19 protein-coding genes are annotated in these 25,571 nt (G+C 70.8%); 6 read left to right on the top strand and 13 right to left on the bottom strand.

The genetic code is table 11. The features are described 5' to 3' along the window. Nucleotides 1-102: 102 nt before the first annotated feature. From BXA10_RS03410 to BXA10_RS03375, 8 genes are all read right to left on the bottom strand, one after another. Nucleotides 103-1,512, bottom strand: a complete 1,410-nt coding sequence (locus BXA10_RS03410; protein ID WP_076467460.1) for a GH1 family beta-glucosidase — start codon at nucleotides 1,510-1,512, stop codon at nucleotides 103-105. Beyond that, nucleotides 1,509-3,740, bottom strand: coding sequence for an alpha-xylosidase (gene yicI, locus BXA10_RS03405; protein ID WP_076467458.1), 2,232 nt, complete (start codon nucleotides 3,738-3,740; stop codon nucleotides 1,509-1,511). The genes BXA10_RS03410 and yicI overlap by 4 nt, the downstream gene beginning before the upstream one ends. Further along, nucleotides 3,737-4,630 (bottom strand): carbohydrate ABC transporter permease, encoded by an 894-nt coding sequence (locus BXA10_RS03400; protein ID WP_084752180.1) that lies wholly within the window; start codon nucleotides 4,628-4,630, stop codon nucleotides 3,737-3,739. The genes yicI and BXA10_RS03400 overlap by 4 nt, the downstream gene beginning before the upstream one ends. 1 nt (nucleotide 4,631) lies before the next feature. Continuing rightward, complete coding sequence (locus tag BXA10_RS03395; RefSeq protein ID WP_076467455.1) at nucleotides 4,632-5,603, bottom strand: carbohydrate ABC transporter permease; 972 nt, start codon at nucleotides 5,601-5,603, stop codon at nucleotides 4,632-4,634. Between the two features lie 63 nt (nucleotides 5,604-5,666). Beyond that, the gene (locus tag BXA10_RS03390) at nucleotides 5,667-6,974 is read right to left on the bottom strand and encodes an ABC transporter substrate-binding protein (RefSeq protein ID WP_076467452.1); all 1,308 of its coding nucleotides are present in this window, start codon (nucleotides 6,972-6,974) and stop codon (nucleotides 5,667-5,669) included. 80 nt (nucleotides 6,975-7,054) lie between these two features. Then, nucleotides 7,055-8,125 carry a LacI family DNA-binding transcriptional regulator gene (locus BXA10_RS03385; RefSeq protein WP_076467449.1) on the bottom strand — a complete coding sequence of 357 codons (1,071 nt, stop codon included), beginning with the start codon at nucleotides 8,123-8,125 and terminating at the stop codon, nucleotides 7,055-7,057. Between the two features lie 321 nt (nucleotides 8,126-8,446). Further along, nucleotides 8,447-9,286 carry an alpha/beta fold hydrolase gene (locus tag BXA10_RS03380; protein WP_084752177.1) on the bottom strand — a complete coding sequence of 280 codons (840 nt, stop codon included), beginning with the start codon at nucleotides 9,284-9,286 and terminating at the stop codon, nucleotides 8,447-8,449. Then, nucleotides 9,283-9,867, bottom strand: coding sequence for a TetR/AcrR family transcriptional regulator (locus BXA10_RS03375; protein WP_076467446.1), 585 nt, complete (start codon nucleotides 9,865-9,867; stop codon nucleotides 9,283-9,285). Before BXA10_RS03375 ends, BXA10_RS03380 begins: the two co-directional genes overlap by 4 nt. 450 nt (nucleotides 9,868-10,317) lie before the next feature. Here BXA10_RS03375 and helR point away from each other — a divergent pair, with 450 nt between their 5' ends. Further along, nucleotides 10,318-12,453, top strand: coding sequence for an RNA polymerase recycling motor ATPase HelR (gene helR, locus BXA10_RS03370; protein ID WP_281251410.1), 2,136 nt, complete (start codon nucleotides 10,318-10,320; stop codon nucleotides 12,451-12,453). Nucleotides 12,454-12,478: 25 nt separating this feature from the next. Here the strand turns inward: helR and BXA10_RS03365 are convergent, their stop codons facing one another. From BXA10_RS03365 to BXA10_RS03345, 5 genes are all read right to left on the bottom strand, one after another. Continuing rightward, nucleotides 12,479-13,363, bottom strand: a complete 885-nt coding sequence (locus BXA10_RS03365) for an amidohydrolase family protein (protein ID WP_076467442.1) — start codon at nucleotides 13,361-13,363, stop codon at nucleotides 12,479-12,481. Between the two features lie 109 nt (nucleotides 13,364-13,472). After that, entirely contained in the window at nucleotides 13,473-14,282 is an 810-nt protein-coding gene (locus BXA10_RS03360) for a metal-dependent hydrolase (protein WP_076467440.1), read from the bottom strand. A gap of 102 nt (nucleotides 14,283-14,384) precedes the next feature. After that, nucleotides 14,385-15,953, bottom strand: coding sequence for a serine/threonine-protein kinase (locus BXA10_RS03355; RefSeq protein ID WP_245828138.1), 1,569 nt, complete (start codon nucleotides 15,951-15,953; stop codon nucleotides 14,385-14,387). Between the two features lie 167 nt (nucleotides 15,954-16,120). Beyond that, nucleotides 16,121-17,455 carry a glycosyltransferase family 4 protein gene (locus BXA10_RS03350; RefSeq protein WP_076467438.1) on the bottom strand — a complete coding sequence of 445 codons (1,335 nt, stop codon included), beginning with the start codon at nucleotides 17,453-17,455 and terminating at the stop codon, nucleotides 16,121-16,123. Between the two features lie 139 nt (nucleotides 17,456-17,594). Further along, nucleotides 17,595-19,538: an amylo-alpha-1,6-glucosidase gene (locus BXA10_RS03345; RefSeq protein WP_076468207.1), complete on the bottom strand. Its 1,944-nt coding sequence runs from the start codon at nucleotides 19,536-19,538 to the stop codon at nucleotides 17,595-17,597. Nucleotides 19,539-19,580: 42 nt separating this feature from the next. Here BXA10_RS03345 and BXA10_RS03340 point away from each other — a divergent pair, with 42 nt between their 5' ends. From BXA10_RS03340 to BXA10_RS03320, 5 genes are all read left to right on the top strand, one after another. Beyond that, a complete protein-coding gene (locus BXA10_RS03340; RefSeq protein WP_076468205.1) occupies nucleotides 19,581-22,289 on the top strand; it encodes an MGH1-like glycoside hydrolase domain-containing protein in 2,709 nt (902 codons plus the stop codon). 137 nt (nucleotides 22,290-22,426) lie between these two features. Next, a complete protein-coding gene (locus tag BXA10_RS03335) occupies nucleotides 22,427-23,137 on the top strand; it encodes an HAD family hydrolase (protein ID WP_076467436.1) in 711 nt (236 codons plus the stop codon). Nucleotides 23,138-23,197: 60 nt separating this feature from the next. Next, nucleotides 23,198-23,959 (top strand): DUF4184 family protein, encoded by a 762-nt coding sequence (locus BXA10_RS03330; protein WP_076467434.1) that lies wholly within the window; start codon nucleotides 23,198-23,200, stop codon nucleotides 23,957-23,959. 397 nt (nucleotides 23,960-24,356) lie between these two features. Continuing rightward, the gene (locus BXA10_RS03325) at nucleotides 24,357-25,148 is read left to right on the top strand and encodes a L,D-transpeptidase family protein (protein WP_175649096.1); all 792 of its coding nucleotides are present in this window, start codon (nucleotides 24,357-24,359) and stop codon (nucleotides 25,146-25,148) included. Nucleotides 25,149-25,336: 188 nt separating this feature from the next. Continuing rightward, nucleotides 25,337-25,571, top strand: a 235-nt coding sequence (locus BXA10_RS03320) for a hypothetical protein (RefSeq protein WP_139337875.1), incomplete at its 3' end; no start/stop codon positions are given.

The raw sequence follows: 25,571 nt of genomic DNA, 5'->3' as shown, positions 1-25,571 counted from the left end.
GTCACGCCCGCCGGCGGGATAGGTCCACCCGCGGGATGCCGTGCCACTCGCACGGCATCCCGCGTCCGAACCCTCGTGGTCGTCAGCCGACCACGGCCGCGGTCAGGACGTGGCCGGCTCCAGGCGGCCGGTGGCGGCGAGCCGCTTGTACCAGTGCGCGCTCTGCTTCCAGGTCCGGACCTGGGTGTCGTAGTCGACCCGGATGATCCCGAACCGGCGGTCGTAGCCGTAGCCCCACTCGAAGTTGTCCAGGAGCGACCAGACGAAGTAGCCACGCACGTCCGCGCCCTGCGCCCGGGCGTCGGCCACCGCGGCGATGTGCCGGTGCAGGTAGTCGATACGCCGGTCGTCGGCGATCGTGCCGTCGGCCGACACCACGTCGTCGAAGGCCGCGCCGTTCTCGGTGATCATCAGCGGCTGGCCCGGGTACTCACGGTGCAGGCGCAGCAGCAGCTCGGTGAACGCCTCCGGGTCGATGTTCCAGCCCATCGCCGTGTACGGGCCGGGCTGCGGCAGGAAGTCCACGTCGTCGGCGGCCACCCACGGCGTCGCCGCCGACTTGCCGTGCCCGTCCGCGTCGGAGCGGGGCGACACCCCGTCCCACGCCCGGACCAGGGTGCTGGAGTAGTAGTTGACCCCGAGCACGTCCAGCGGCACCGCGATGAGCTTCTCGTCGCCGTCGTGCACGAACGACCAGTCGGTGACGGAGGCCGTGTCGGTCAGCAAGTCGGCGGGGTAGGCGCCGTCCAGCATCGGGCCGAGGAAGGCGCGGTTGGCCAGGGCGTCGATCCGTCGTACCGCGTCGCGGTCGGCCTCCGAGTCGGACGCCGGGCGGATGACGTGCAGGTTCAGCGTCACGGACAGGTCGGCCGCCGGGGCGGTCTCCCGCACCACGCGCCCGGCCAGGCCGTGCGCGAGGTTGAGGTGGTGCACCGCGGCCAGCGCCGCCGCCGGCTCGGTACGCCCCGGCGCGTGCACGCCGGAGGCGTAGCCCAGGTACGCGGAGCACCACGGCTCGTTCAACGTGGTCCAGGTGTGCACCCGGTCGCCCAGCGCCCCGACGATGCCGGCCGCGTACTCCTCGAAGCGCAGCGCCGTCTCCCGCGACGCCCAGCCCCCGGCGTCCTCCAGTTCCTGCGGCAGGTCCCAGTGGTACATGGTCGCCACCGGGCGCACCCCGCGCTCCAGGAGCCCGTCGACGAGGCGTGAGTAGAAGTCGATGCCGGCCTGGTTGAACTTGCCGGAGCCGCCCGGCTGCACGCGGGGCCACGCGATGGAGAACCGGTACGCGCCCAGGCCAAGGTCGGCGATGTGCCCCAGGTCCTCCCGCCAGCGGTGGTAGTGGTCGGCGGCCACGTCACCGGTGTCGCCGTTCAACGTCCGGCCGGGGGTGTGGCTGTAGGTGTCCCAGATGGACCGGCCCCGGCCGTCCTCGGTGGCCGCCCCCTCGATCTGGTACGAGGCGGTGGCCGACCCCCAGACGAAGCTCTCGGGAAAGACGTACCCCGTCATCGCTGTACTCCCTGGATCTCGCAGTGGTGTCCCATCGACTCTCCCGCCACCAGTTCGGCGACGGCCGCGCCGTCCGCGTAGCGCACCTCGAACTCGGCGGCCGGCCCGTTCCCGGGCGACGGCACCCGTACCCGGGTCCGCTGGCCCTCGGTCGGTGCGAAGAGCCGCAGGCGTACGCCGTCGGCCCAGTCGTAGTCCGGCCGGTCGGTGCGGTTCCCGAACGGGATCACCGCGCCGGGCCGGGCCAGCACGGGCAGGCTGTCGAACTCGTGCCTCTCGGTGAACCACGCCGGACCGGTGAGCTGCTCGCCGGTCACGAGGTGGGTCCAGGTGCCGGCCGGCACATAGAACGTCACCTCCCCGTCGGCGCTCATCACCGGCGCCACGAGGACGTCGGGACCGAGCATGTACTGCCGGTCGAGGTACGCCGCGGTCGGGTCGTCCGGGAACTCCAGCACCATCGGCCGCATCATGGGCACGCCGTCGCGGTGCGCCTCCTCGGCTACCGCCGCGAGGTACGGCATCAGGCTCATCTTGAGCCGGGTGAAGTGCCGCAGCACGTCGACGGCCTCGTCGTCGAACGCCCACGGCACCCGGTACGAGCCGGAGCCGTGCAGCCGCGAGTGCGAGGAGAGCAGTCCGAACGCGACCCACCGCTTGAACACCGCCGGGTCGGGGGTGCCCTCGAAGCCGCCGATGTCGTGGCTCCAGTAGCCGAACCCGGACGCGGCCAGCGACAGCCCGCCGCGCAGGGACTCGGCCATCGCCACGAACGTGGACTCGCAGTCGCCGCCCCAGTGCACCGGGAACTGCTGCCCGCCGGCGGTGGCCGACCGGGCGAAGAGCACTGCCTCGCCCTCCCCGCGCTCGGTCTCCAGCAGTTCGAAGACCGCCTTGTTGTAGAGGTGGGTGTAGTAGTTGTGCATGCGCTGCGGGTCGGAGCCGTCGTGCCAGACCACGTCGGTCGGGATGCGCTCACCGAAGTCGGTCTTGAAGCAGTCGACGCCCATGTCGAGCAGCGCCTTGAGCTTGCCGGTGAACCAGGCGACCGCGTCCGGGTTGGTGAAGTCCACCAGCGCCATGCCGGCCTGCCACTTGTCCCACTGCCAGACCGACCCGTCCGCCCGGCGGACCAGGTAGCCGTGGCGGCGGCCCTCCTCGAACAGGTACGAGCGCTGCGCGATGTACGGGTTGATCCAGACGCACACCTTCAGGCCACGCTCGTGCAGTCGGCGCAGCATGCCCTCCGGGTCGGGGAAGGTCGCCGGGTCCCAGACGAAGTCGACCCAGTGGAACTGCCGCATCCAGAAGCAGTCGAAGTGGAAGACCGACAACGGCAGGTCCCGTTCGGCCATCCCGTCGATGAACTCGGTGACGGTCTTCTCGTCGTACGAGGTGGTGAAAGACGTCGACAACCACAACCCGTACGACCAGGCCGGTACCCGGGCCGGCCGGCCGGTCAACGCGGTGTAGCGCCGCAGCACGTCCTTCGGGGTGGGGCCGTCGATCAGGTAGTAGGTGAGCGTCTGACCCTCGACGCTGAACTGGTTCTGCGTCACCACCTCCGACCCGACCTCGAACGAGACGTGCTCGGGGTGGTCGACGAAGACCCCGTAGCCACGGCTGCTGAGGTAGAACGGCACGTTCTTGTACGCCTGCTCGCTGGCGGTGCCGCCGTCGGCGTTCCAGATGTCGACGACCTGGCCGTTCTTGACGAACGCGCCGAACCGCTCGCCCAGCCCGTACACGGTCTCGCCCACGTCGAGCCCGAGCCGCTCGTGCACGTACTCGCGGCCGTCGGCGTCGGTGACGACGCCGATGCTGCGCGCCGTGGAGGAGGTCAGCAGCCGGTCGCCGTGCAGGAAGTCGACCTGCCAGCCGTCGACCAGCGCGATCCGGGCGCTCAGGTCGCCGCTCGTCACCGTCGCGCTGTGCTCGGCGACGTCGACCTTGACCGGATGCTCGTCACCGGCGGCCACCTCGAACCGGGGCAGCCTCGTCGGCTCGCCGAGGTGGTGGGCGATGGTGACGCCGATGACCCCGTCGGCGGGTGAGGAGAACCGTACGGTGACGACCGGGCGGTTGAGGGTGTCGCCGCGACTGGTGATCCGGCCGGTGGGGGCGAAGACGGTGAGACTCCGCTCCTCCGGCTCGACCGACTCCACGGCGCCGGGGCGCAGCACGGTGACACCGGGTCGCAGTTGCCAGTAACCGTCGGTGAACTTCACTTCTCGGCTCCTGCCGTGATGCCGCGCGAGAGGGTGCGCTGGAAGATGAGGAAGAAGAGGATGGCCGGCACCAGGCTGATCAGCGCGCCCGCGTTGGTGGTCGGGGCGTCCATCAGCCGGTCGCCCTGCAACGACGCCAGCGCGACCGGGATGGTCTGCGTGGAGTTGTCGATGAGCATCACCAGCGGGATCAGGAACTCGTTCCAGGTCCAAATGAAGAAGAAGATGAGCAGCACCGCGAGGGTCGGCCTCAGGTTGGGGAAGACCACCCGCCACAGGATCTTCCACTTGCCCGCACCGTCCAGGGCCGCCGCCTCGAGCAGCGAGCGGGGGAAGGTGCCGAGCACGGAGGCGAGCAGGTAGGTGCCGAACGCGCTCTGGATGACGGTGAAGATGATGATCACCGAGAGTTGGGTGTTGTAGAGGCCGATCTGCTTCGCCACGTAGTAGAGCGGGTAGATCAGCGCCTCCTGCGGCAGCATGTTCGCCAGCAGGAAGAGCCCCACGATCCAGAGCCGGCCGCGGACCCGGCCGATGCCCAGGGCGTACGCGTTGAGCAGCGACACGACGACGCCGAGCACCGCGACGGAGCCGGCGATGAGCGCCGAGTTCCACAGCTTCAGCGGGAAGTTGACCTGGGTCCAGTAGTTGCGCAGGCCCTTGGTGTAGAACTCCGAGGGCCAGCTCAGCGGACCGCCCGACGAGTAGTCGCCGGGCGACTTGAACGCGTTCAGCAGCATGAACACGAACGGCACCAGCATGGCGAGCGCGCCGAGGGTGACCAGGACGAGGACGATCCAGCGGCTCGCGCCGCGGTGGTGCCGGTCTCGGGCGGGCTGCGGCCGGCGCGGGGTCACCGCGTTCTCGGCCGGTGTGAGCGTGACGGTCATGTCAGACCCCCCGGTCCTGGCGCTCGCTGCGGTACTGCAACCAGATGAACACCACGGCCACCACGATGATGATCAGGGTGAGCACGGTGGAGATCGCGGAGCCGTAGCCGACCTGCAGCTTCTTGAAGAACGTGTAGTAGGCGAAGTACGACGGCACGTTTGTCGTGTTCTCCGGCCCGCCACGGGTCAGCGCGAACACCGGGCCGAACACCTTCAGCGCCGCGATGGTGCACGTCAGCGCCACTACGAAGGTCTCGGGCCGGATCTGCGCCAGGGTGATGGCCCGGAACCGGCGGAACCAGTTGGCGCCGTCGACCTCGGCGGCCTCGTACAGTTCGGGGTCGACCCGTTGCAGCGCCGCCATGAAGACGACCACCGGGTAGCCGATCTGCACCCAGATCATCACCGCCATCACGCTGGGCATGGCGGTGTTCGGGTCGCCGAGCCAGTCGTGCCGCAGCGCGCCGAGGCCGACCGCGTCGAGCAGGCTGTTGAACGCGCCGTCCGGGCGCAGGATCCAGCCCCAGACGATGCCGGCCACCACGACCGGCAGCACCTGCGGCAGGTAGAAGGCGGCGCGCAGCGCGGCGGCGGTCCGTGGCTTGAACTTGCGCCCGATGACGTCGAAGAGCGCGGCGGCGAGCACCAGCCCGACCAGGGTCGGCACCACGACCATCGCGATGATCATCGCGAGGGTGTTCTTGAACGACGTCCAGAACACCTCGTCGTGCAGCAGGTTGCGGTAGTTCGCCAGGCCGATGAAGGTGGGATCGCCGACGCCGGACCACTTGGTCAGCGAGAGGTAGATGGTGCCGACCAGCGGCGCGCCGATGACCAGGATGAAGAGCACCGCGCCGGGCAGCAGGTAGAGCCAGTATCCGGCGTTGCCGCTACGGCGCTTCCGGCCGGTCGGGGTGGGTTCGGTGGAGGTGGCGGGCCGTTCCGGGCCGGCCACGGTCTCCGAGAGTGCCATGGGAGATCCTTCCCGGCGGGGTGGGCGACCCGGTCGTGCCGGGCGCGCCCACCCCTCGCCGTGTCACTTGCCGGTGATCTCCTTGACGCCGTCGTCGTACGGCTTGGCGATCGCGTCGAGTACCTGGTCGGGCTTCTTGGACCCGTTGATCAGACCCTGGAATCCGGACACCAGCACGTCGTAGTAGCCGGGCACCGGCCAGTCCGGGTAGAAGGCCAGACCGTCCTGCTGGCTGATCACGTTGAAGTTCTCGATCAGCTTCTTGTTCTTCGGGTCGGTGATCTTCGACGGGTCAGCGGCAACCGGAACACCACCGTTGTTGCCGATCAGCGCCTGGATCTCCGGGCGCAGGGTGATGTCGATGAAGTCGTACGCCAGGCTCTTGGCCTTGCTGTTGGTCGGAACCACCCAGAGGTTGCCCGACGAGCCCGCGTGGAACTTGTTGCCGGGGAACAGGAAGGAGTCCCAGTTGAACTTGATCTCGTCCTTGAACCGGCCGTACCACCAGCTGCCGGAGACGATCATCGGCGCCTTGCCGGAGATGAAGGCGGTGCCCATGTCCTCGGCCTTGAGGCTCGCCGAGTCCTTGGCGACGTAGCCCTTGTTCACCCAGTCGGCGAAGGCCTCCGCGCCGTACTTCAGCGGGTCGGCCTTGAAGTCCACCGGGTTCTTGTAGAGCTGGTAGTCGTCGACGAACTTCCGGTCGGCCTTGGAGAGCGCCAGCTGGTAGAAGAGCTGACCGGCCGGGTACTCGGCGCCGGCCTCGGCCAGCGGGGTGACACCCTTGCCGACGAAGGTGTCCATCGCCGTGGTCATCTCGTCGAGCGTGGTCGGCACCTTGACGCCGTACTTGTCGAAGAGGTCCTTGTTGTAATAGACCATGACGTACTCGCCGTAGTTCGGCACGCCGTACCAGTTGCCCGAGCCCATCACGCCCTTGTCGCTGTAGCGGGCGGTGGTCTGCAGGCTGGGGCTGAGTTCCTTGTCCCAGCCGCGCTTGGTCGCCTCGGCGCTCAGGTCGGTGAGCAGTCCCTGGGAGGAGAGCAGGCCCGCGGTCGCGTTGCCCTTGTTGTACTCCATCAGGTCCGGGCCCTCGGACGAGTTGATGATCATGCCGGCGTTCTGCTGGATCTGCTCGAACGCCTTGCGTTCGAACTGCACCTCGACGCCCGGGTGCTCGTCCTTGAAGATCTGGATCGCGCGGTCCCAGGCGATCCCCATCGCGCTGTTCTCGCTCTCGTAGTGCCAGAGCTTGAGGGTCTTGGCATCGCTGCCGTCGCCGCCCTCGTCGCTGCCGCCGCACGCGGCGAGCGTCGTCGCCGCCGTGGCGGCCAGTGCGACCGCAGCGATCACCCTACGGAATCGCCCCATTGCTATCCTCCTGGTGAGTATCGTGCCGGTACTTACCTGGCCCGTCGTCGCGTGGCAGCGCGGCGGCGGGCCGACGTGTGTCACATCCCCGGCGGGCCGGAGCCGGTCTGGTCGATGTGGTCGCCGCCGATCACGACGGCCTCCCGTGCGGCCGGCGAGGTCGAGCCCCGTACCTCCAACGCACACGGCAGCAGTTGTTGGTGGTCGGCGCTCTCCGCGCCCTCCACCTGGCGCAGCAGCGCCTCGACGGCGATCCGCCCCAGCGCCGAGCCCGGCGAGGTCATCGCGGTGAGCGCGGGATTGGCCAGCTCGGCGACCTGGGGTGAGGTCACCATCGAGACCACGGAGACGTCGTGCGGGACGACGAGGCCACGGTTGGTCAGTTCGCCGAGGATCCCGAAGATCGCGTTTTCGTTCATGACCAGCACGGCGCTCAGGTCGGGCGCCTCCGTGAGCGCCGCGGCCAGCGCCGCCCGCCCGCCGGCCGCGCTGTCCTGCGCCGGGATCATCACGGGCTCCAGACCGTGGCCGGTCATCGCCGTGACGAAGGCGTCCCGGGTACGTACGGCCGGTCCGTAGCCGGTCGCGATGGCGGCCGCCGAGTGGTTCACGTAGACGATGCGCCGGTGCCCGAGGCCGACGAGGTGGTCGACGGCTTCCCGGACGGTCTGGTCGAAGTCGATGTCCACGTATGACAGTCCGGTGGTGTCACCGGTGCGGCCGATCAGCACCAGCGGCACCCCGGCCTCCTGGAGCGCGGTCACCCGGGCGTCCTCGACCTGCACCTCCATCAGCACGGCACCGTCGAGCATGCGCTGGCTCGCCAGCCGGCGCAGGTCGTCGAGGTCGCAGACGGGGGAGAGGACCAGGTGGTAGCCGGCGGCGCTGGCCGCGGCGGCGGCACCGGTCACGAAGGCCGTCTCGGTGGCGCCCAGCCCGCGTTCGTCCATGGGCATCAACAGGCCGATGATCCGGCTGCGCCGGCTGGCCAGGCCGCGCGCCATGGCGTTGGGCTGGTAGCCGAGCTCGGTCATGGCCGCGAGCACCTTGTCGCGGGTGGCCTGGGAGATGGGGCGCGCGCCGGTCAACACGTACGACACGGTGCTGACCGAGACCCGGGCGAGCCGCGCGACGTCATGCATCGTTGCCATCGCGCACCTCCTTTGGTCACGCTCCCACTCGGCTGTCGAAGCGTTTCGACTAACCGTTTCGACGGAACCGTAGGGCACGTTCACGGCGCCGTCAATAGTTGTTTTTCAGCCGTGGCCTGCCCGGATGCTCGGGCCGCCGGCCGCGGAGGGCGGCCGGTCGCGGAGGTGGGCGGTCGCGGAGAGCGGAAGAGGCCCCGCCGCCCTGCCGGATGCGCCGGCGGCGACGGGGCCCCTGCCTTGAGCGACTCGTCTTCCTTGATGCCGGGCTGTCCCGGGCATCTGGATTGCCCGACTTCAGGGATCTCGAGATGACCTTCGCGACTACGCCGGAATGTCGGCGAAGAACTCCCGCAGGGCATTCGCCACCAGGTCGGGCGACGTCATGGTCACGAAGTGCGACTGCCCCGGCCAGATGATTCGGCGGGCCAGCGGCATCGCCTCCGCGAGGGCGTGCATCGTGGTGGGCATCGGCTCCCAGGTGTCGGCGCCCTGCATGAGCAGGGTCGGTACGGTTATCGCGGACCAGCGCCCGACCTCCGTGCCGTCCTCGGCGAGCGCTTCGAGATCGTGCAGCCAGCCGACCGCGGCCCGCCGTGCCTCGACCGGGTCGGGGGTCCGGTCACCGGCTGCGGCGGCGAGCGCCGCGACGACCTCGGCCGGGACCCGGGTCACCTCGTTCAGCGTCGCGGCCATCGCGCGATGGTCGTCGCGTTCGAAGGCGGCTCGGTACCTGTCGCGCAGGGGCGCGGTCTGCGGGCCGGCGGCGAAGAGCGGCGGCTCGAAGAGAGCGAGTGACCGCAGCTCGCCTGGGATCGACAACGCGGTGTGCAACGACAGGGTCGCCCCGTAGGAGGCTCCGACGAGGTGCACCCGCTCACCCGAGGGCGCGCCCGCCGCCTGGATCACGGCCGCCAGGTCGGCGACCTCGTCCGCGAAGGACTTGCTCCCGGCTGGAACCGCACTCGGTCCGTATCCGCGCCTGGCCGGCATCCACAGCTCGTGGTCCTGAGCGAGTCGGTCGGCGACCGTGGTCCAGGAGTGCAACCCGCCGCCCGACCCGTGCACCAGGACGACGGGGTCGCCGGTGCCGGTGACCCGGACCATCAGGCTCGTGCCGTCCGCTGACCGGACGTGCTGATCATGGCTTTCGAAGGTCGTCACTGCCGCTCCTCGGCTCTGGTCGGCCAATTGCTCAGGGTGGTGTGCATCGCGTCGAGGATGTTGCTCCACGACACGTCGATGTCGCGGGGATGCCCGAATCCCTCGACGGTTTCCAGGCACGCGAAACCGTGGAAGGTGCTGCGAACGAAACGGATCGCGTCGGTCAGCTCCGGCTCGTCGAGCCCGTACCCGCGCAGCATCGCGTAGCTCAGTTCGATGAGGCGGAGATGGCCCGGCGAATTCGTACCGACCTCGGGCGGCAACTGCAATTGAGTGGCGGCGTACTGCCCTGGGTGGGATGTCGCGAAGGTGCGCCAGGTCTCGCCGAATCCGACCAGGGCCTGCCGACCCGAGCGGCCCGCCACGGCCAGCGCGAGCCGGTCGGCGAAGGCGGCGGCCGCCCGCACGGCGACCTGCTCGATCAGCGCGTCACGATTGCGCACGTGCACGTACAGCGCGGCATCCGAAACCCCGAACTGCCGCGCGACCGCCGCGACGGTCAACCGCGACAACCCGACCGTGTCCGCCAGTTCCGCCGCCGCGGCAGCGACTCGCGCACTCGTCAAACCCTGCCGTGGCATGCGATCCTTCCCCCACTAAGAAACAACTTAGGACCCCTAAGTTAACAGACGGCCCGCCGCCCGCAGCGGTGTGGGGTGGATGAGGTCCACGTCCTGAAGCCGGGGGCGACCCCGCGCTCCGGGACGGCCTGACTTCAGGGACGTCGAGTAGGTCGTCACGCCCGCCTCGAAATGGCGGTGGCGGATCCTCCTGAGGCGTCGTACGCGCCGGATCGCTGATTGTGCGAGGAGGTTTCGCCGGGAGGTGATGAAGAAAAAGGGGGAGCTCTGCTCCCCGCCACTTTCAACATATAGCGCACCGGGGGGCTTGCGGCAAGACCCGGGTGGTGCCGCAGAATCGCTGACCGATGCCGGGACCTGCGCAAATGCGCACCGGTGACGCCCTGCCGCGGGTGGTGGCGGCCAGCGACTCAGATCGGAACTGATGAATTGAATTCGCAGAATGACAGCGTGTTCGACCTTCCCGAGCGTCTCTCGGCCAAGGCCGACCCGATGCTGATCGCGGGCGACGAGCGGTACTTCGCGGCTCTGGGGGAGACCCTCGAGCAACTGTTCACCGACCTGTCCGAGCGCCTCGATGCCGCGCGCAAGGCGCCCGGCGGCAAGGGACGGCAGGCGTTGGACCGGGACCAGGAGGTCCGCCGGCTCACCGCTCGCCTGCGCGCGCTGCGCCGCTTCGGGTTGGACCTGTGCCTCGGGCACATGGTCGGCGCGGACGACCCCGAGCCCGTGTACATCGGACGACGTGGCCTCACGGACAGCTCGGGTCGGCGGCTCCTGCTCGACTGGCGCTCGCCGGCAGCCGAACCCTTCTTCGGAGCGACCCACGCCAACCCGATGGGCCTGGCGAGCCGCCGCAGGTATCGCTGGACCCAGGGCCGGATCACCGACTACTGGGACGAGGTGTTCACCCCGGACGGCTTCGAGGGGCACGCCGCCGCGCTCGACGACCAGTCCGCCTTCATCGCCAGCCTGGGCAGCAGCCGGTCGGACCGGATGCGGGACGTGCTCGGCACGATCCAGGCCGACCAGGACGCCATCATCCGCGCGGGGTCGAGCGGTGCGCTCGTCGTCGACGGCGGTCCGGGTACGGGGAAGACGGTCGTCGCCCTGCACCGCACCGCGTACCTCCGCTATGCCGATCCCCGCCTCGGTCGCCGCCGCGGCGGTGTGCTGTTCGTCGGGCCGCACCAGCCCTACCTGGCCTACGTCGCCGACGTCCTGCCCAGCCTCGGCGAGGAGGACGTGCAGATCTGCACCCTGCGGGATCTCGTCCCCGAGGGCGCCGCGGCCGCCGAGGAGACCGACCCGGAGGTGGCGCTGCTGAAGTCGTCCGCGGAACTGGTCGAGGCGATCGAGGCGGCCGTCCGGTTCTACGAGGATCCGCCGGCCAAGGGGATGACGGTCACGATGGACGAGGCCGACATCTGGTTGAGCGCCGACGACTGGGCGGAGGCGTTCGAGGCGCCGGGGCCCGGCGCCCCGCACAACGAGGCACGCGACGAGATCTGGTCGGAGCTGCTCACCATCCTGATGGACAAGTACGACGGCGACGAGCCGGAGGACCTGGTCCGCAGCTCGCTGCTGAGGAACAGGGAGCTGCGGACGACCTTCAACCGGGCCTGGCCGTTGCTCGACCCGGCCGACCTCGTCGGGGACCTGTGGTCGGTGCCCGCATACCTGCGCAAGTGCGCGCCCTGGCTCACCCCGGAGCAGGTCCGCAAGCTACAGCGCGACAACCCCCAGGCCTGGACGATCTCCGACCTGCCGTTCCTCGACGCGGCTCGGCAACGCCTCGGTGACCGTGAGGCGTCGGAGCGCAAGCGCCGGAACGACGCCTCCGTCGCCGTCGAACGTGAGCGCATGGCCACGGTCGTCGACGAGCTGATCGAGGCTCACACCTATGACGACGGTGAAGGTGTGCTGGCGAGCCTGCGCCAACTGGACCTCCAGGATGCCCTGGTCGACGAGGCTGTGCTGCCCGGCGTCGAGCCGGACCGGCTCGCCGGCCCGTTCGCGCACATCGTGGTGGACGAGGCGCAGGAACTGACCGACGCCGAGTGGCAGATGCTGCTGCTGCGCTGCCCGTCCCGAAGCTTCACCATCGTGGGGGACCGTGCCCAGGCCCGGCACGGGTTCACCGAATCGTGGCAGGAACGGCTCGAGCGGATCGGGTTCGACCAGGTCAAACTGGCCTCCCTGAGCGTCAACTACCGGACGCCGCGCGAGGTCATGGCGGAAGCCGAGCCGATCATCCGGGCCGTGCTGCCGGACGCCAACGTGCCGACCTCGATCCGCGGCAGCGGCCTTCCCGTCGTACACGGGTCCACCGCCGATCTGGATTCGGTGCTGGAGGCCTGGCTCGCCGCGAACGACGACGGGATCGCCTGCGTCATCGGGGACGCCACGTTCCAGGGCACGTCCCGCGTACGGTCGCTGGCCCCGGAACTGTCGAAGGGGCTCGAGTTCGACCTGGTCGTACTCGTCGATCCGCAGGCGTTCGGAGCGGGCATCGAGGCTGCGGTCGACCGTTACGTCGCGATGACCCGGGCGACCCGGCAACTCGTCATCCTCACCAGCCGCTGAGGGGCGCACCGGGGCGGGCGGCGGCTCAGTCCAGGCCGAAGAGAGTTGCGGCGTTGCCCCAGCAGACGGCGCGCAGCCAGTCGTCGCCGAGGTCGAGCTGGGCCAGCCCGGCCAGCTGCTCGGCGTACGGGTACGGGATGTTCGGGAAGTCGCTGCCGAGCAGCACCTTTCCGCCGAGCCCCAGCTCACGGAGCCGGGGCAGCTCCTCGGCCGGGAACGGCACGAACCGGTCGAAGAACGAGGTGAACACCATCGTGGTGTCCAGCCGGACCCGTTCGTACCTGGTGGCCAGGTCGAGGAAGGCGCGGTAGTCGGGCGCGCCCAGATGGGCCACCACGGCGGTCAGCATCGGGTGTCGCGCGAGCAGGGCGGCGAACGGCTCCGGGCCGGTGTGTGCGGTACCCACCGGGGCGTGCCCGACGTGCACCACCACGGGTACGCCGGCCTCGGCGAGCAGTCCCCAGACGCTGTCGAGCGCCGGATCGGCCGGCGCGAACCCCCCGACCTGTACGTGCACCTTGAACACCCGCGCGCCGGCTGCCAACGCCTCCCCGACGTAGCGGAGGGCGTCCGGCTCCGGGAAGAAGGTGGCCGAGGGCAGGCAGCCGGGGGTGGTCCGGGCGAAGTCGAGGGTCCACCGGTTCAGGTCGGCAGCCATCCCGGGCCGGTGCGCGTACGCCAGCGCGCTGAACGCCCGCACCCCGAGCCGGCGCAGGTGCGCGACCCGCTCGGCGTCGCTCCAGCGGTAGCGGATCGGCCACTCGGTGCCGACCAGCGGTCCGGCCGCGTCGAAGTACGCCCACACCCGGCGCAGCAGCCGCGGCGGCAGGAAGTGCACGTGTACGTCGGCGAGGCCGGGCAGGCCCAGCGCACGCCAGAACGCGGGAACGCCCTCGTCGTCGGTGACGATCTCCGCCGGGGCGGCCGCGACGTGGTCGCCGGGCCGGGCTCCGCCATTCGGAGCCGGCCCGGCCGCCGGGCGCGGACCTGACGTCAGAGGGTTGATTGTGCGGGGCCGATCAGATCTCGATGTCGAACCGCTGCAGCACCGGGCGGGCCACCAGTCCGGTCGCGGCGAGCAGCGCCACGACGGTCATCACCGCCCGCAGCACCACTGTCTCGCCCTTGCTGCCGGTGCGCAGCGCGATCTTGTTGGGCAGTCCGATCATCGTCCACATCCGACGCTTGATCGGGATCGGCCAGAGGATGGGTACGCCGGCGCGGGTGATCATGTCGCCGAGGATGTGCACGAGACAGCCCACGCCCAGGGCCGTGCCGATCAACGGGTAGCCCCGGCCACCCGGCAGGTTGGCGTAGGTGAACCAGGCCGCAGCCAGCGACACGAGGGTGACGATCACCCAGCCGGCCCGTTCCGCCCACTTGTCGAACAGGCCGCGCAGGGCCAGACCGATGGTGAAGAACAGCACCCCGATGACGGCCCACTTGCCGTACGCCGCGCAGAGCGCCGTGGTGCCCCAGCCGATCAGCACCGTGAACGGCAAGGTGTGGGTCAGCGTCCGGTGGCCGTTGCTGCGCTTCGGATCCCTGCTGAGTTTCGTCGCGTAGTAGACGCCGAGCGAGATCTTCTCCACCACCTCGGCGAAGAAGAGGCTGACCACGCCGAAGGTGCGGGCCACGGTGGCGCCACCCTGGTTGGTGGTCACCTTGCCGGAGAGGTCGAGGTCCGGGAAGAGCGCTCCGCCCGCGCAGACGGCGGTGCCGACGGCGAGTGCGAGCGGCGACTGGTGGTAGTCGGCGAACTGGTCCAGCGCCCAGGATCCGGCCAGCCACACCGTCGCGCCGGACAGCGCGTGCGAGGGACCCATCATGTCGGCTCACCCTCCCCAGGGTTGTTGAGCGCCAGAGCGAGATCACTTTAGTCAACGGCTCGAGCGGCGCGGCAGCCCCCCGTTCGTCCACAAGGGAGGGGCTTACGTGGTCGGGGTGAAGCTCTGCCGGATCATTGCGAAGTATGTCGCGTTGACCTGCCAGTCGAACTCTTTTGTCAACCATGAGACGGTGTACGCGCGGTCGGCCGAGGTGTTGGCCAGCAGCCGCGCGGTGTGCATCCGCTCGCCGGCCGCGTTGAGCCAGCCGCATTCCCAGACCGCCCCGCCATCGAAGATGTCCATGGCGGAGATGTCGACCCGGTGGTAGCCCGGGAGGGAACCGTCGCCGGTGAGCCGCCGCTCCTCCGCCTGCCACCAGAGCGTCGGGTCGGCCCGAGCCGCGCTCGCCTCGACGCTGAGCACCCGCGCGCCGCCGGGCTCTCGGAAGCAGGTGACCGTGTCCTCGGTCCAGAGGAGCCAGTCGACGGGTGCGGCGATCCGGAACCCGGCCGGGTCGGTGTGCCACGTCCAGCCGGGCACGAGGCGGAAGCGGGCGCCGGACGGCGGCGGCACCGACGGTACGGGGCGGGCCGCCGGCGGTGAGGCATCGGCGCAGGCGAAGGGGGCTGCCGGGGCGGTGGGGCTGGCAGCCGCTCCGCCGCCCGACGGCTCGGCCTGCCGCTCCCTCCGGTCGGCCAGCGCCAGGCCGACACCGACCGTGGACAGCAGCACGAGCACCGCCATCGCAGAGCCGAGTGCGACACGTCGTCCGCGTCCGGCGCCGACCAGCGGTTCGAGCCGGGCCGGTGGCGGCGAGGGCGGCGCGTGCACGTCCGCCGAACCCGGTGGCGCCGGGTCCGTCTCCGTCGACGTCCCGCCGGGTCCTGGCGGTCGCCGCGCGTCGACGGCCGGCGGTGGGGCGGTCGCGGCGGCGCGCAGCAGCGGCTCAGCCTCGGCAGCGGTCAGCCGTCGCCACGGGTCACGCTGGAGCAGGCCGGTGAGGACCGGGCGCAGCGGACCGGCCCGGCGCATCGGGTCCGGCGGCTCGGTGGCCAGCGCGGACAGTGTCGCCATCGCGCTGTCCCGCGCGTACGGCGGCTGGCCCTCCACCGCCGCGTAGAGCGTGGCGCCGAGCGACCAGAGGTCGGTGCGCGGGTCGGACACCCCGTCACGAGCGCGTTCGGGCGCCACGAAGTGCGGCGAGCCGAGGATCATGCCGGGGCCGGTCATGGCCGCGTCCCCGCCGGTGAACGTGGCCAGGCCGAAGTCGGTCAGCACCACCCGACCGTCCGCGGCGACCAGCACGTTGTGCGGCTTGACATCGCGGTGCAGCACCCCCGCGGAGTGTGCGGCGCGCAGCGCGGCCAGCACGGCGAGCCCGATCCGGGCCGTCCTCGCCGGACTGAGTGGACCGTCGCTGGCGATCATCTGCTCCACCGAACGCGAGCTGACGTACTCCATCACGATCCAGGGGCTCTCCCGGTCATGTACGACGTCGTAGATCCGGACCACGTTCGGGTGGTTGAGCCGAGCGGCGGTACGGGCCTCGCGCAGCGTACGTCGGCGCAGGTCCTCACGCTCGGCCTCGGCCAGCCAGGCCGGCGGCACGATCTCCTTGACCGCCACGTCGCGGTGCAGCATCTCGTCGCGGGCCCGCCAGACCCGGCCCATCCCGCCGGTGCCGACCAGGTCGACCAGCCGGTACCGGCCCGCGATCAGCAGCTGGCGCACGCTCGCGTCTCCCTCGGTCACCCCCGGTTACACCATAGCCACCGACGGCGGTTCTCCTGAGCCCGCCAGGGCGGTCAGCGTGGCGGACGCGCGACCGTACGCTGCCGTCAGCAGGCCGTGCCGCCCGCGGTGAGCAGGTTTCCCTCGGGGATGGTGATGCGCGGCCGTGGGCTGCCGACCCGGGTGGCGAAGCGACGGGTCTGGAGCGGCTCGTGCTCGCGGCGCGCGACGGTGTAGCTGCTCGCGGTGCGCGCGGCGATGGCGGCCCAGCTGTAGCGACGGCCGACCATGCTGCGGGCCTGCCGCGCGACCCGACGGGCGAAGACCTCGTCGCCGAGGAGCCGGTCGACCGCGCCGGCGAGGGCGTCCGGGTCGCTGTGCGGGAAGGTCACCCCGGTGACGTCCGGCTCGACGATCTCGGCGAGCCCGCCGGTGGCCGCGACCGCGAGCGGCGCTCCGGCGGCCGCCGCCTCGAGGGCCACCATGCCGAACGGCTCGTAGAGGCTGGGCACGACTGTCGCGTCGGTCGCTCCCAGCATCGCGGGTAGCTGGGTGGTGTCCAGGAAACCGGTGAACCGGACGGTCGACCCGAGCGCGAGCTGCCGGGCCTCCTCCTCCAGTTCGTTCCGGTACGGCCCGTCGCCGGCGATCACCACCCGCAGTCCGGGGTGCCGCGCCCGCAGGTACGGCACGGCGTGCACAAGGTGCTGCACCCCCTTCTCGTAGACCAGCCGGCCCGCGTAGCCGACCAGGGGGCCATCCGCGGCGAACCGGGCCCGGGCCGAGGCGACCGCCCGCGGCCGGGCCCGCCAGGCGCGGTCGTCGACCCCGTTGGGCACCACGTCGATCTGGCCGGTGGACACCTCGAAGAGGGTGGTGACCTGGTCCCGCATGTAGCCCGAGCAGGCGATCACCCGCGTGGAGGAGTTGCTGAGCCAGTGTTCGACGCCGTGGATGGTGCGGTTCATCTCCTCGGGCAGCCAGCCCTGGTGCCGGCCGGCCTCGGTGGCGTGGATGGTCGTGACCAGGGGCAGGTCCAGGTGTTCGGCGAGGGTGACCGCGGTGTGGGCGACGAGCCAGTCGTGGGCGTGGATGACGTCGTAGTCGCCGGCTTCGGTGGCGCGTAGGGCGGCGCGGGTGAGGGTGTGGTTGAAGGCCATGGTCCAGGCCAGGAGGCTGTTGGTGGCCAGAGGGAAGGTGACGGGGTCTTCGGGTGCGCGGATGACGCGGACGCCGTCGGAGTACTCCTCGAGTGGGGCGCCGTCGGTGTGGCGGGTGACGACTGTGACGTCGTGGCCGGCGGCGGCGAGGGCGACGGAGAGTGCGTGCACGTGCCGGCCGAGGCCACCGACGAGGACCGGCGGATACTCCCAGGACAGCATGAGCACTCTCTGCTGCCGGGCGGGTTGCTGGAGGTCGATCACTTCGGCGTCAGCTGACATGCGGCCCCCTCTGAGTTGTCTCCGGGCACGCGCGAACCGGCACCGTCGCCGGTGCCCGCCGTCGCGTCTGGGATCGGCTCCCATCCTGCCCGCAATGGGATAACCAGCGGAGACACACTCGTTGCGCTCGTGTAAAGCGCTAGCGACCCGGTCGCCTCACCCGCAGCAGCTCGGCCACCGACCACGCCTGGAACGGGCAGCCCGTCGCGGCGTGCGGCGGCAGACCGTCGGCCGTCTCGCTGACCGAGCCGAGGCCGTACTCGCTCAGATGGGATTCGATTCCCATGAAAACCTCGTCGACCGGCATTCCCGCCCGCCGGCAGGCGGACACGTACGGTCCGAGGAGCCACGGCCAGACGGTGCCCTGGTGGTAGGCGCAGTCCCGTTCCGCCGGCCCGCCCCGGTGCCGCCCGGTGAACTCGGGCGCTTCCGCGGTCAGACTGCGCGGACCGAGCGGGGTGAGCAGCGCCGCCGCGATCCGCCGCAGGGTCGGCTCGTCCGGCTCCAGCGGCGCGTACGGCAGGGACCAGGCCAGCAGTTGATTGGGGCGCAGCGAATCGTCGTCGTGGTACGCCGCCCCACCCAGCGGGTACGCCGGTGCCGGCGCATCCACCACGTCGTGCAGCCAACCCCCCGGTGCGGGATAGCGCTTCCGGAACGAGGCGACCGCCTGCGCGTGCAGCCGACGCAGCTCCTCGGCGTCCCCGCCGGTCGACTCGGTCAACTCGGCGAGCCCGGCCAGCCCGTTGGCCCAGAGTGCGTTGACCTCCACCGGCTTGCCCGTGCGGGGCGTCACCGGCACCCCGTAGACGCGGGCGTCCATCCAGGTCAGCGCGGTCTCCGGAGTGCCCTGGGTGAGCAGACCGTCGGCCGGGTCGACCGCGATGCCGTACCGGGTGCCGGCCCGGTGCGCGTCGACCACCCCGCGCAGCGCGGGCAGCAGCTCGGCGGCGAGATCCGTGTCGCCGGTGACGGTCACGTGCCGGTTGACCGCGTGCAGGAACCACAGCGTCGCGTCGACCGTGTTGTGCTCCACCCGACCCGTGTCGGCGGTGTTCGCGAGCATCCCCTCCGAGAGCGTCGCCGCGTACGAGCGCAGCAGCTCCCGGCCGAGATCCGCCCGGTTGGTACGGAGGAAGAGCCCCTCGTACGAGATCATCGTGTCTCGCGACCAGGTGCCGAACCACGGGTAACCGGCCACCACGTCGGCGGCCGACTCGCCGGTGCGCACCACGAACGCGTCGGCGGCCAGCGCGAGCGTCGCCTCGACGTCGTCGGCGGGCCTCGCCTGCGCCACCACCTGCCGGTTGCGCCGGCGTGCCACCTCGATCACCTCGGTCGCCGGCATCGGCTCGAACTCCAGCGGCGCGGCCCAGGCCAGCACCGACACGGTGTCGCCGGGCCGGTCCAGCGCGCCCGAGAAGCGGCCCGCGTACCAGAGGTCCTCCGTCGAGGAGAGCCCGCGCGCCGCCTCCTCCCGGTGGTGCACACCGAGCCACCACTGCCCCTCGGGCACCCAGTTCGGGCCGGCGAGCCGGTACGCGCCCTCCACCACCGCGCCGCCGGCCACCGGCTCGACCCGCGGGGCGGGACCGTCGGCCCGGCGCTCGCCGTGCGCGTCCCGCCACGTGCAGGCGGCGGCCAGTTCGAGTCGTACGGGTCCGCCGGACACGAGCCGGTGCACCACGGCCACGCACGAGCGGCCGGGCAGCATCGCCAGCTCGCGTTCGATCACCACGTCGCCGATCCGCCACCGCCACCGCGGCACCCCGTCGACGAGCGCGAAGTGCTCCAGCAGCTCGAACCCCGGCGGGTCCACCGCACCGGAGGCCCACTCGTGCGCACCGAGACGCACCCGCGCGCCGGAGGGAAGCAGCACCGCCGGGTCGAGGCTGACCAGTCCCACGCGCCGGGCCGCAGGCCGGTCGCCGGCCACCACCAGCAGCCCGTGGTAGCGGCGGGTACGCAGACCGCTGACGGTGCCCATGGCGTACCCGCCGACGCCGTCGGGCACCAGCCACTCCCGGGTCGCCCCGCTGGTCGGATCGGTGCAGACCTGGGGGCCGAAGTGAATGTCGATCAACTTTCCTCCACCGGCGGCGGCGTGCCACACACCACCGCGAGAATGGCTCCTGTGGTCAACTACCCCGGAGGCGTCGAAGATGTGCAGGTGATCTCTGACCGTTCACCCTCCGACGCGCCGGCCCCCGACGCCGAGCGGACCCGGCTCGCCAGAGCCGACGCCGGCGAGCAGGACTGGCGCGCATGGGGTCCCTATCTGTCCGAACGGGCCTGGGGAACGGTGCGGGAGGACTACAGCGAGCACGGTACGGCCTGGGACTACTTCCCGCACGACCACGCGCGGTCCCGAGCGTACCGGTGGAACGAGGACGGCATGGCCGGCGTCTGCGACGACCGGCAGACGTTCTGCTTCGCGCTCGCGCTCTGGAACGGCGCGGATCCAATCCTGAAGGAGCGGATGTTCGGCCTCGGCGGCGACGGCGGCAACCACGGCGAGGACGTCAAGGAGTACTGGTGGTACGAGGACTCCACGCCGACGCACTCCTACATGCGGTGGCGCTACCACTACCCGCAGGCCGCCTTCCCGTACGACGAGCTGGTCGCGGTCAACGCGCTGCGCGGCCGGGACGACACCGAGTACGAGCTGGTCGACACCGGCATCTTCGACGACGACCGGTACTGGGCGGTGACCGTCGACTACGCCAAGGCCTCGCCGACGGACATGTGCGTCGTGGTGACCGTGGCCAACCGGGGCGACCGGGCCGCCACCCTGCACGTGCTGCCCACCCTCTGGTTCCGTAACACGTGGGCCTGGGGCTTGCCCGGCGCCGACCGGATGCCGAGGCTCACGGGGGAGGGGGCACGGCTGGTCGGCGAGCACTGGGTGCTCGGCCAGCTGCTGCTTGAGGGCGACGGTGCGCCGACCCCGCTGCTCTGCGACAACGAGACCAACGCCGAGCGGCTCTGGGGGTTGCCGGGCCGCTCCCGCTACCCGAAGGACGGCATCAACGACCACGTGGTCGACGGGGCGGACACCGTCAACCCGGCTCGGGAGGGCACCAAGGGGGCGCTGCACTACGTGCTCGACGTGCCGGCCGGCGGTCAGCGGCAGATCCGGCTGCGGCTCACCCGTACCGCCCCGCCGCCGGTCACCGGCCCGCCGCCGGCGGCCGACCTCGGCGCCGGCTTCGACGCGGTGGTCTGGGCCCGGCGGGCCGAGGCGAACCACTTCTTCGCCGGGGTGATCCCGGCCTCGGCGACGCCCGACGAGGCGCTGGTGGCGCGGCAGGCCATCGCCGGTCTGCTGTGGGGCAAGCAGTTCTACCACTTCGACGTCAAACGGTGGCTGGAGGGCGACCCGGCCTCGTCGGCGCCGCCGCCGGGACGCCGGCACGGGCGTAACAGCCAGTGGTGGCACATGACCAGCTTCGACGTGATCTCCATGCCGGATCCGTGGGAGTACCCCTGGTACGCGGCGTGGGACCTGGCCTTCCACTGCGTCAGCCTCGCCCGGGTCGACCCGGGCTTCGCCAAGGCTCAGCTGCTGCTCCTGCTGCGGGAGTGGTACCTGCACCCGAACGGGCAGATCCCGGCGTACGAGTGGGCGTTCGGCGACGTCAACCCGCCGGTGCACGCCTGGGCCGCGTTGAAGGTGTTCGAGATCGACGGCAGCCGGGACCACGAGTTCCTGGCCCGGGTGATGCACAAGCTGCTGCTGAACTTCACCTGGTGGGTCAACCGCAAGGACGTGGGCGGCAACAACGTCTTCGAGGGTGGTTTCCTCGGGCTGGACAACGTCGGGCCGTTCGACCGCTCGGCCGCGCTGCCGGTGGCCGGCGTGCTCGAGCAGTCCGACGGCACCGGCTGGATGGCGATGTACGCGCTCAACCTGCTCGACATCGCGATCATCCTCGCCGAGCACGACCGGACCTGGGTGGACACCGCCACGAAGTTCTTCGAGCACTTCGCCTACATCGCCGCCGCCGCGTACGAGCAGGGGCTCTGGGACGACGAGGACGCCTTCTTCTACGACGTGCTGAGGCTGGCCGACGGCACCAAGGTGCCGTTGAAGGTCCGGTCCGTCGTCGGGCTGCTTCCGCTGGCCGCCGTCACCCGGCTCACCGCCCGTACGCTGCACCGCCTGCCGGAGCTCGGCGCGCGGCTGCGCTGGCTGCTCGTCCACCGGCCGGAGTACGCAGGTGTGATCGGTGCCCGCCGGCTGGGCCCGGACGGGCGGCAGCAGCGACTGCTCTCCATGGTCGGCCCGGAGCAGCTCGTCCGGCTGCTGGCCCGGATGCTGGACACCGACGAGTTCCTCTCCGAGTACGGCCTGCGTACGCTCTCCCGGGCGCACCTGGCGGAGCCCTTCTCGGTGGCCCTCGGCGGCCAGGAGTTCCGGGTCGGCTACGAGCCGGCCGAGTCCACCAGCGGCCTCTTCGGCGGCAACTCCAACTGGCGCGGCCCGATCTGGATGCCGACCAACTTCCTGCTCGTCAGCGCGCTGCGCGACTACGCGGCCTTCTACGGCGACGACCTGCAGATCGAGTACCCGACCCGGTCCGGGGTGAAGCGGACGCTGAACGAGATCGCCGACGACCTCTCCGCCCGGCTGATCTCGCTCTTCACCCGGGACAGCTGGGGTCGCCGGCCGATCTACGGTGCGGCGCAGCTCTTCCAGACCCATCCGGACTGGCGGGACCTGCTCTGCTTTCCGGAGTACTTCCACGGCGACAACGGCGCGGGGCTCGGCGCGTGGCATCAGACGGGTTGGACGGCACTGGTCGCCGACCTGATCCTGACCCTGCGCCGCTGACCATAGGTTTCACCGATCACGGTCCTGCCGGTTCACCGCCGCCGCCGTGGCAGGCGGCGGACGGAAATCCGTTGGGCCCACCGCACACCATGCCCTAAGGTCCGCCGAGGCAGGACGGCGATCATGAGGGGGACGGCATGGCGGGGGACCAGGCGGTACGCCGGCAGGCACAGGTGCTGGTGTTCGACGCGGACGACACGCTCTGGGAGAACAACCTCGTCTTCGAGCGGGTGATCGACGACTTCCTCGCCTGGCTCGACCACCCCACCTTCAACCGGGCCGAGCTCAGGGCCATCCTCGACGACATCGAGCGGGCCAACACGGTGGCACACGGCTACGGCAGCAAGGTCTTCCTGCGCAGCCTGGCGGAGTGCCTGGAACGGCTGCGCGAGCGGCCGGCCACGGAACTCGAGCGACGCGAGATCGACCGGCTGGCCGCGGCGCTGGTGGAGCACAAGGTCGAGCTGATGCCCGGGGTGGCCGAGGCGCTCGACGAGCTGGCCGGCCGGCACGAGCTGCTGCTGCTGACCAAGGGGGACCGGGCGGAGCAGCAGCGCAAGCTCGACGCGTCCGGGCTGCTGCACCACTTCCGAGCCGCGCACATCGTGCGCGAGAAGGACGTCGAGACGTACCGGTGGCTGGCCGGTGAGCACGGCTTCGACCCGGCCGTCGCGTGGATGATCGGCAACTCGCCGCGCTCGGACATCCTTCCGGCCCGGGCCGCCGGCCTGAACGCGGTCTTCATTCCGAACGAGAACACCTGGGTGCTGGAGGACGAGGAGTTGGACCCGACCGACCGCGGCATCCTGCGCCTGGCCGCCTTCCCCGATCTGCTCCGGCACTTCTGACCCAGCGCTCGGCCCGCGCCGGGGGTGTCAGCTCCCGCATCGATGCGAGATGATCCGTGGGTGCCGCTGTCATTCCCCTCGCACCTGGCTCCGGTGCTGCCGCTCAAGCTGTGGCGACCTCGCTGGTTCGACGGTGTCGCGCTGGCCACCGGTACGGTCGCGCCGGACGTGGCATACCTGACCACGGGCACCGGGGTGCAGGTCACCGGCACGCACACGGTGGCCGCGCTGCTCTGGTGGTGCCTGCCGGTGGCGCTCGGCTACGCCTGGCTGGTTCGTCACTGCGCGGCCACCGTCGCGCCGTACCTCCCGGCCGGATACCGCTGGGCCGCCGAGCTGCGCGTACGGCGGCATCGCTGGTGGATCACCGTCGGCTCGGCGCTGCTCGGTGCCGTGAGCCACCTCGGCTGGGACTGGCTCACGCACACCGACGGCTGGCTCCACGCCCTCGGCGTGGACTGGTACGCGGTCACCGGGCTGCACTGGTGGACGGTCTCCGACCTGAGCAGCAGCCTGCTCGGCGCGGTGGCAGTGGTGATCCTGGCACGCCGGTTCGCGCGTCGGCCCGCCAACGTGGACCGGCCGGGCCGACGTGACACCTACGGCGCGACGCCCGCCCGACCGGTGGTGTTCCGACGGGTGGCCGCCACCGTCGCCGTGGTCGGGGTGGCGTTGCTGCCACTGTTTCCGGCCGCGCGTGAACCGGCGCCGACCGGTGTGCGACTACTGCACCTCGTGGCGCTCGCGGCGCTGCTCGGCGCACTCGCCGCCAACCGAGCCGCATCGGAGCGGACGGGTCGCCTAGAACCGGAACAGCGCTGACGGCGGCAGCCGTGTTACGTCGACATGCCACTTTTTGACGTTGAGATCAATCACTCCACCAATGGCTCCGGCGTGCCTTGTCCGGCCATCGGCAGCTGCCTAACCTGAGCCGATGTTCGCGGCCCTTCGGGGTGAGCCGCGGGCGTACGAAGTCCGGTGCTGGGCACATGGAGCTGAGTGCATGCGGGCCGGCTCGTCGGGGTGGCCCGGTGTGGACGACGTGCCACGTCCACGCCTTCACACCACGGCGATGTCCGCTACCACATCGGACGGTTGGGTCAGGGCCGGGTAGTTGCGGACCCGGCTCTGACCCGCGCGGCGGTCCTGGGCCTCTGCCGGACAGAAGTCAGGCTCAAGGGGACATCACGAATATTCGTCATATGTCAGTATGTTCGGCATGAAGCGGAGAACATTCGTGCTCGGCGCCGCCGCTGGCGTGGCGGCTCCAGCCCTCGTCGGTTCGACAGCCGCAGCCGCCGCGGGGACCCGGGAGAGCACCTGGTGGACGGCGACCGGCGTGGCGTCCCCGACGATCAAGCGGGGAGACGTGACGCCCGGCAACAGGGCCGCGCAGCTGAAGACCCTGCCGCCGCAGACCCAACAGGTCATCATCGTCGGCGGGGACAGCTACTCCAACAACTACGCGACCCTCGAGACGTACGCGAAGGAGCGGGGCCGCTGGTGGCCGGTCTCTGCGCCGTTGCCGGCTCGCATCGGGTCGAAGGGATTCAGCGACAACCACACGGAGGGCGTGCCCACCACGCCGACCGGGGTCTACTCGATCGGGCCCACCATGTACGGCAACGCCGCCAACCCCGGAGTCCGGTACCCCTACCACCGGCTGGTCAGCGGCGACTGGTGGAACGAGAACCCGACGTCCTCGCTCTACAACTCCTTCCAGCACAGCACCACCAATCCCGGCGGATACAGCGAGGCGCTGTGGCAGGAGGTGCCTGCTTACACGCACTTCGCCGTGATCACGTACAACATGGCGCCGAACGTGGCGACGCCGGTGCCGAACGCGGGCAGCGGGATCTTCCTGCACGAGTTCAGCACCAGCAGCGGCAACGCCACCGCCGGGTGCGTGGCCGTCTCGCACACCAACCTGGTGGCAATCCTGCGCTGGCTCAACCCGGCGCTGTCGCCGCGCATCGTGATCAGCCCGTACGCGAACCTCAACCGCTACTGACGCTCGCCATCCTCACCCGGGGCCGTCCCGCTCATCCCGAGCGGGGCGGCCCCGTTTTCGTCGCCATGCGGTTGCGGCGCCCGGTCCGCGCCCGCGCTATCGCGCCGCGATAGCCGGACGATAGCTGCGCGTGTATGTCGTTCTCCTAGCTTCTACCCGACGTATCAGCCCTTGACGGAGGGTGACGGGTGAGAAGGAACCTGAGAGGGCCGCTGATCGCGGCCCTGGTGGTGGCCCTGGCCGCCACCGTGGGCGGGACGACTGTCCTGTCCGACCAGAGACCAGAGGGCAGCGCGAGCGCCCAGGACGACGGAAAGGGTCTGTTCGACCGGCTGGGCGATGCTGCCCGGGGCATGGTCGGTGACGGGCCGAGCCGGCCGAGGCCGGAGGTGATCAGCGCCGGCCTGTCGGTGCAGGAGAAGG

Origin of the sequence: Micromonospora avicenniae, assembly GCF_900156065.1 — a bacterium.
Classification (GTDB): Bacteria; Actinomycetota; Actinomycetes; order Mycobacteriales; family Micromonosporaceae; genus Micromonospora; species Micromonospora avicenniae.
Note: the sequence above shows the minus strand (reverse complement) of the source record. Positions and strands in the feature narration are given on the sequence as shown.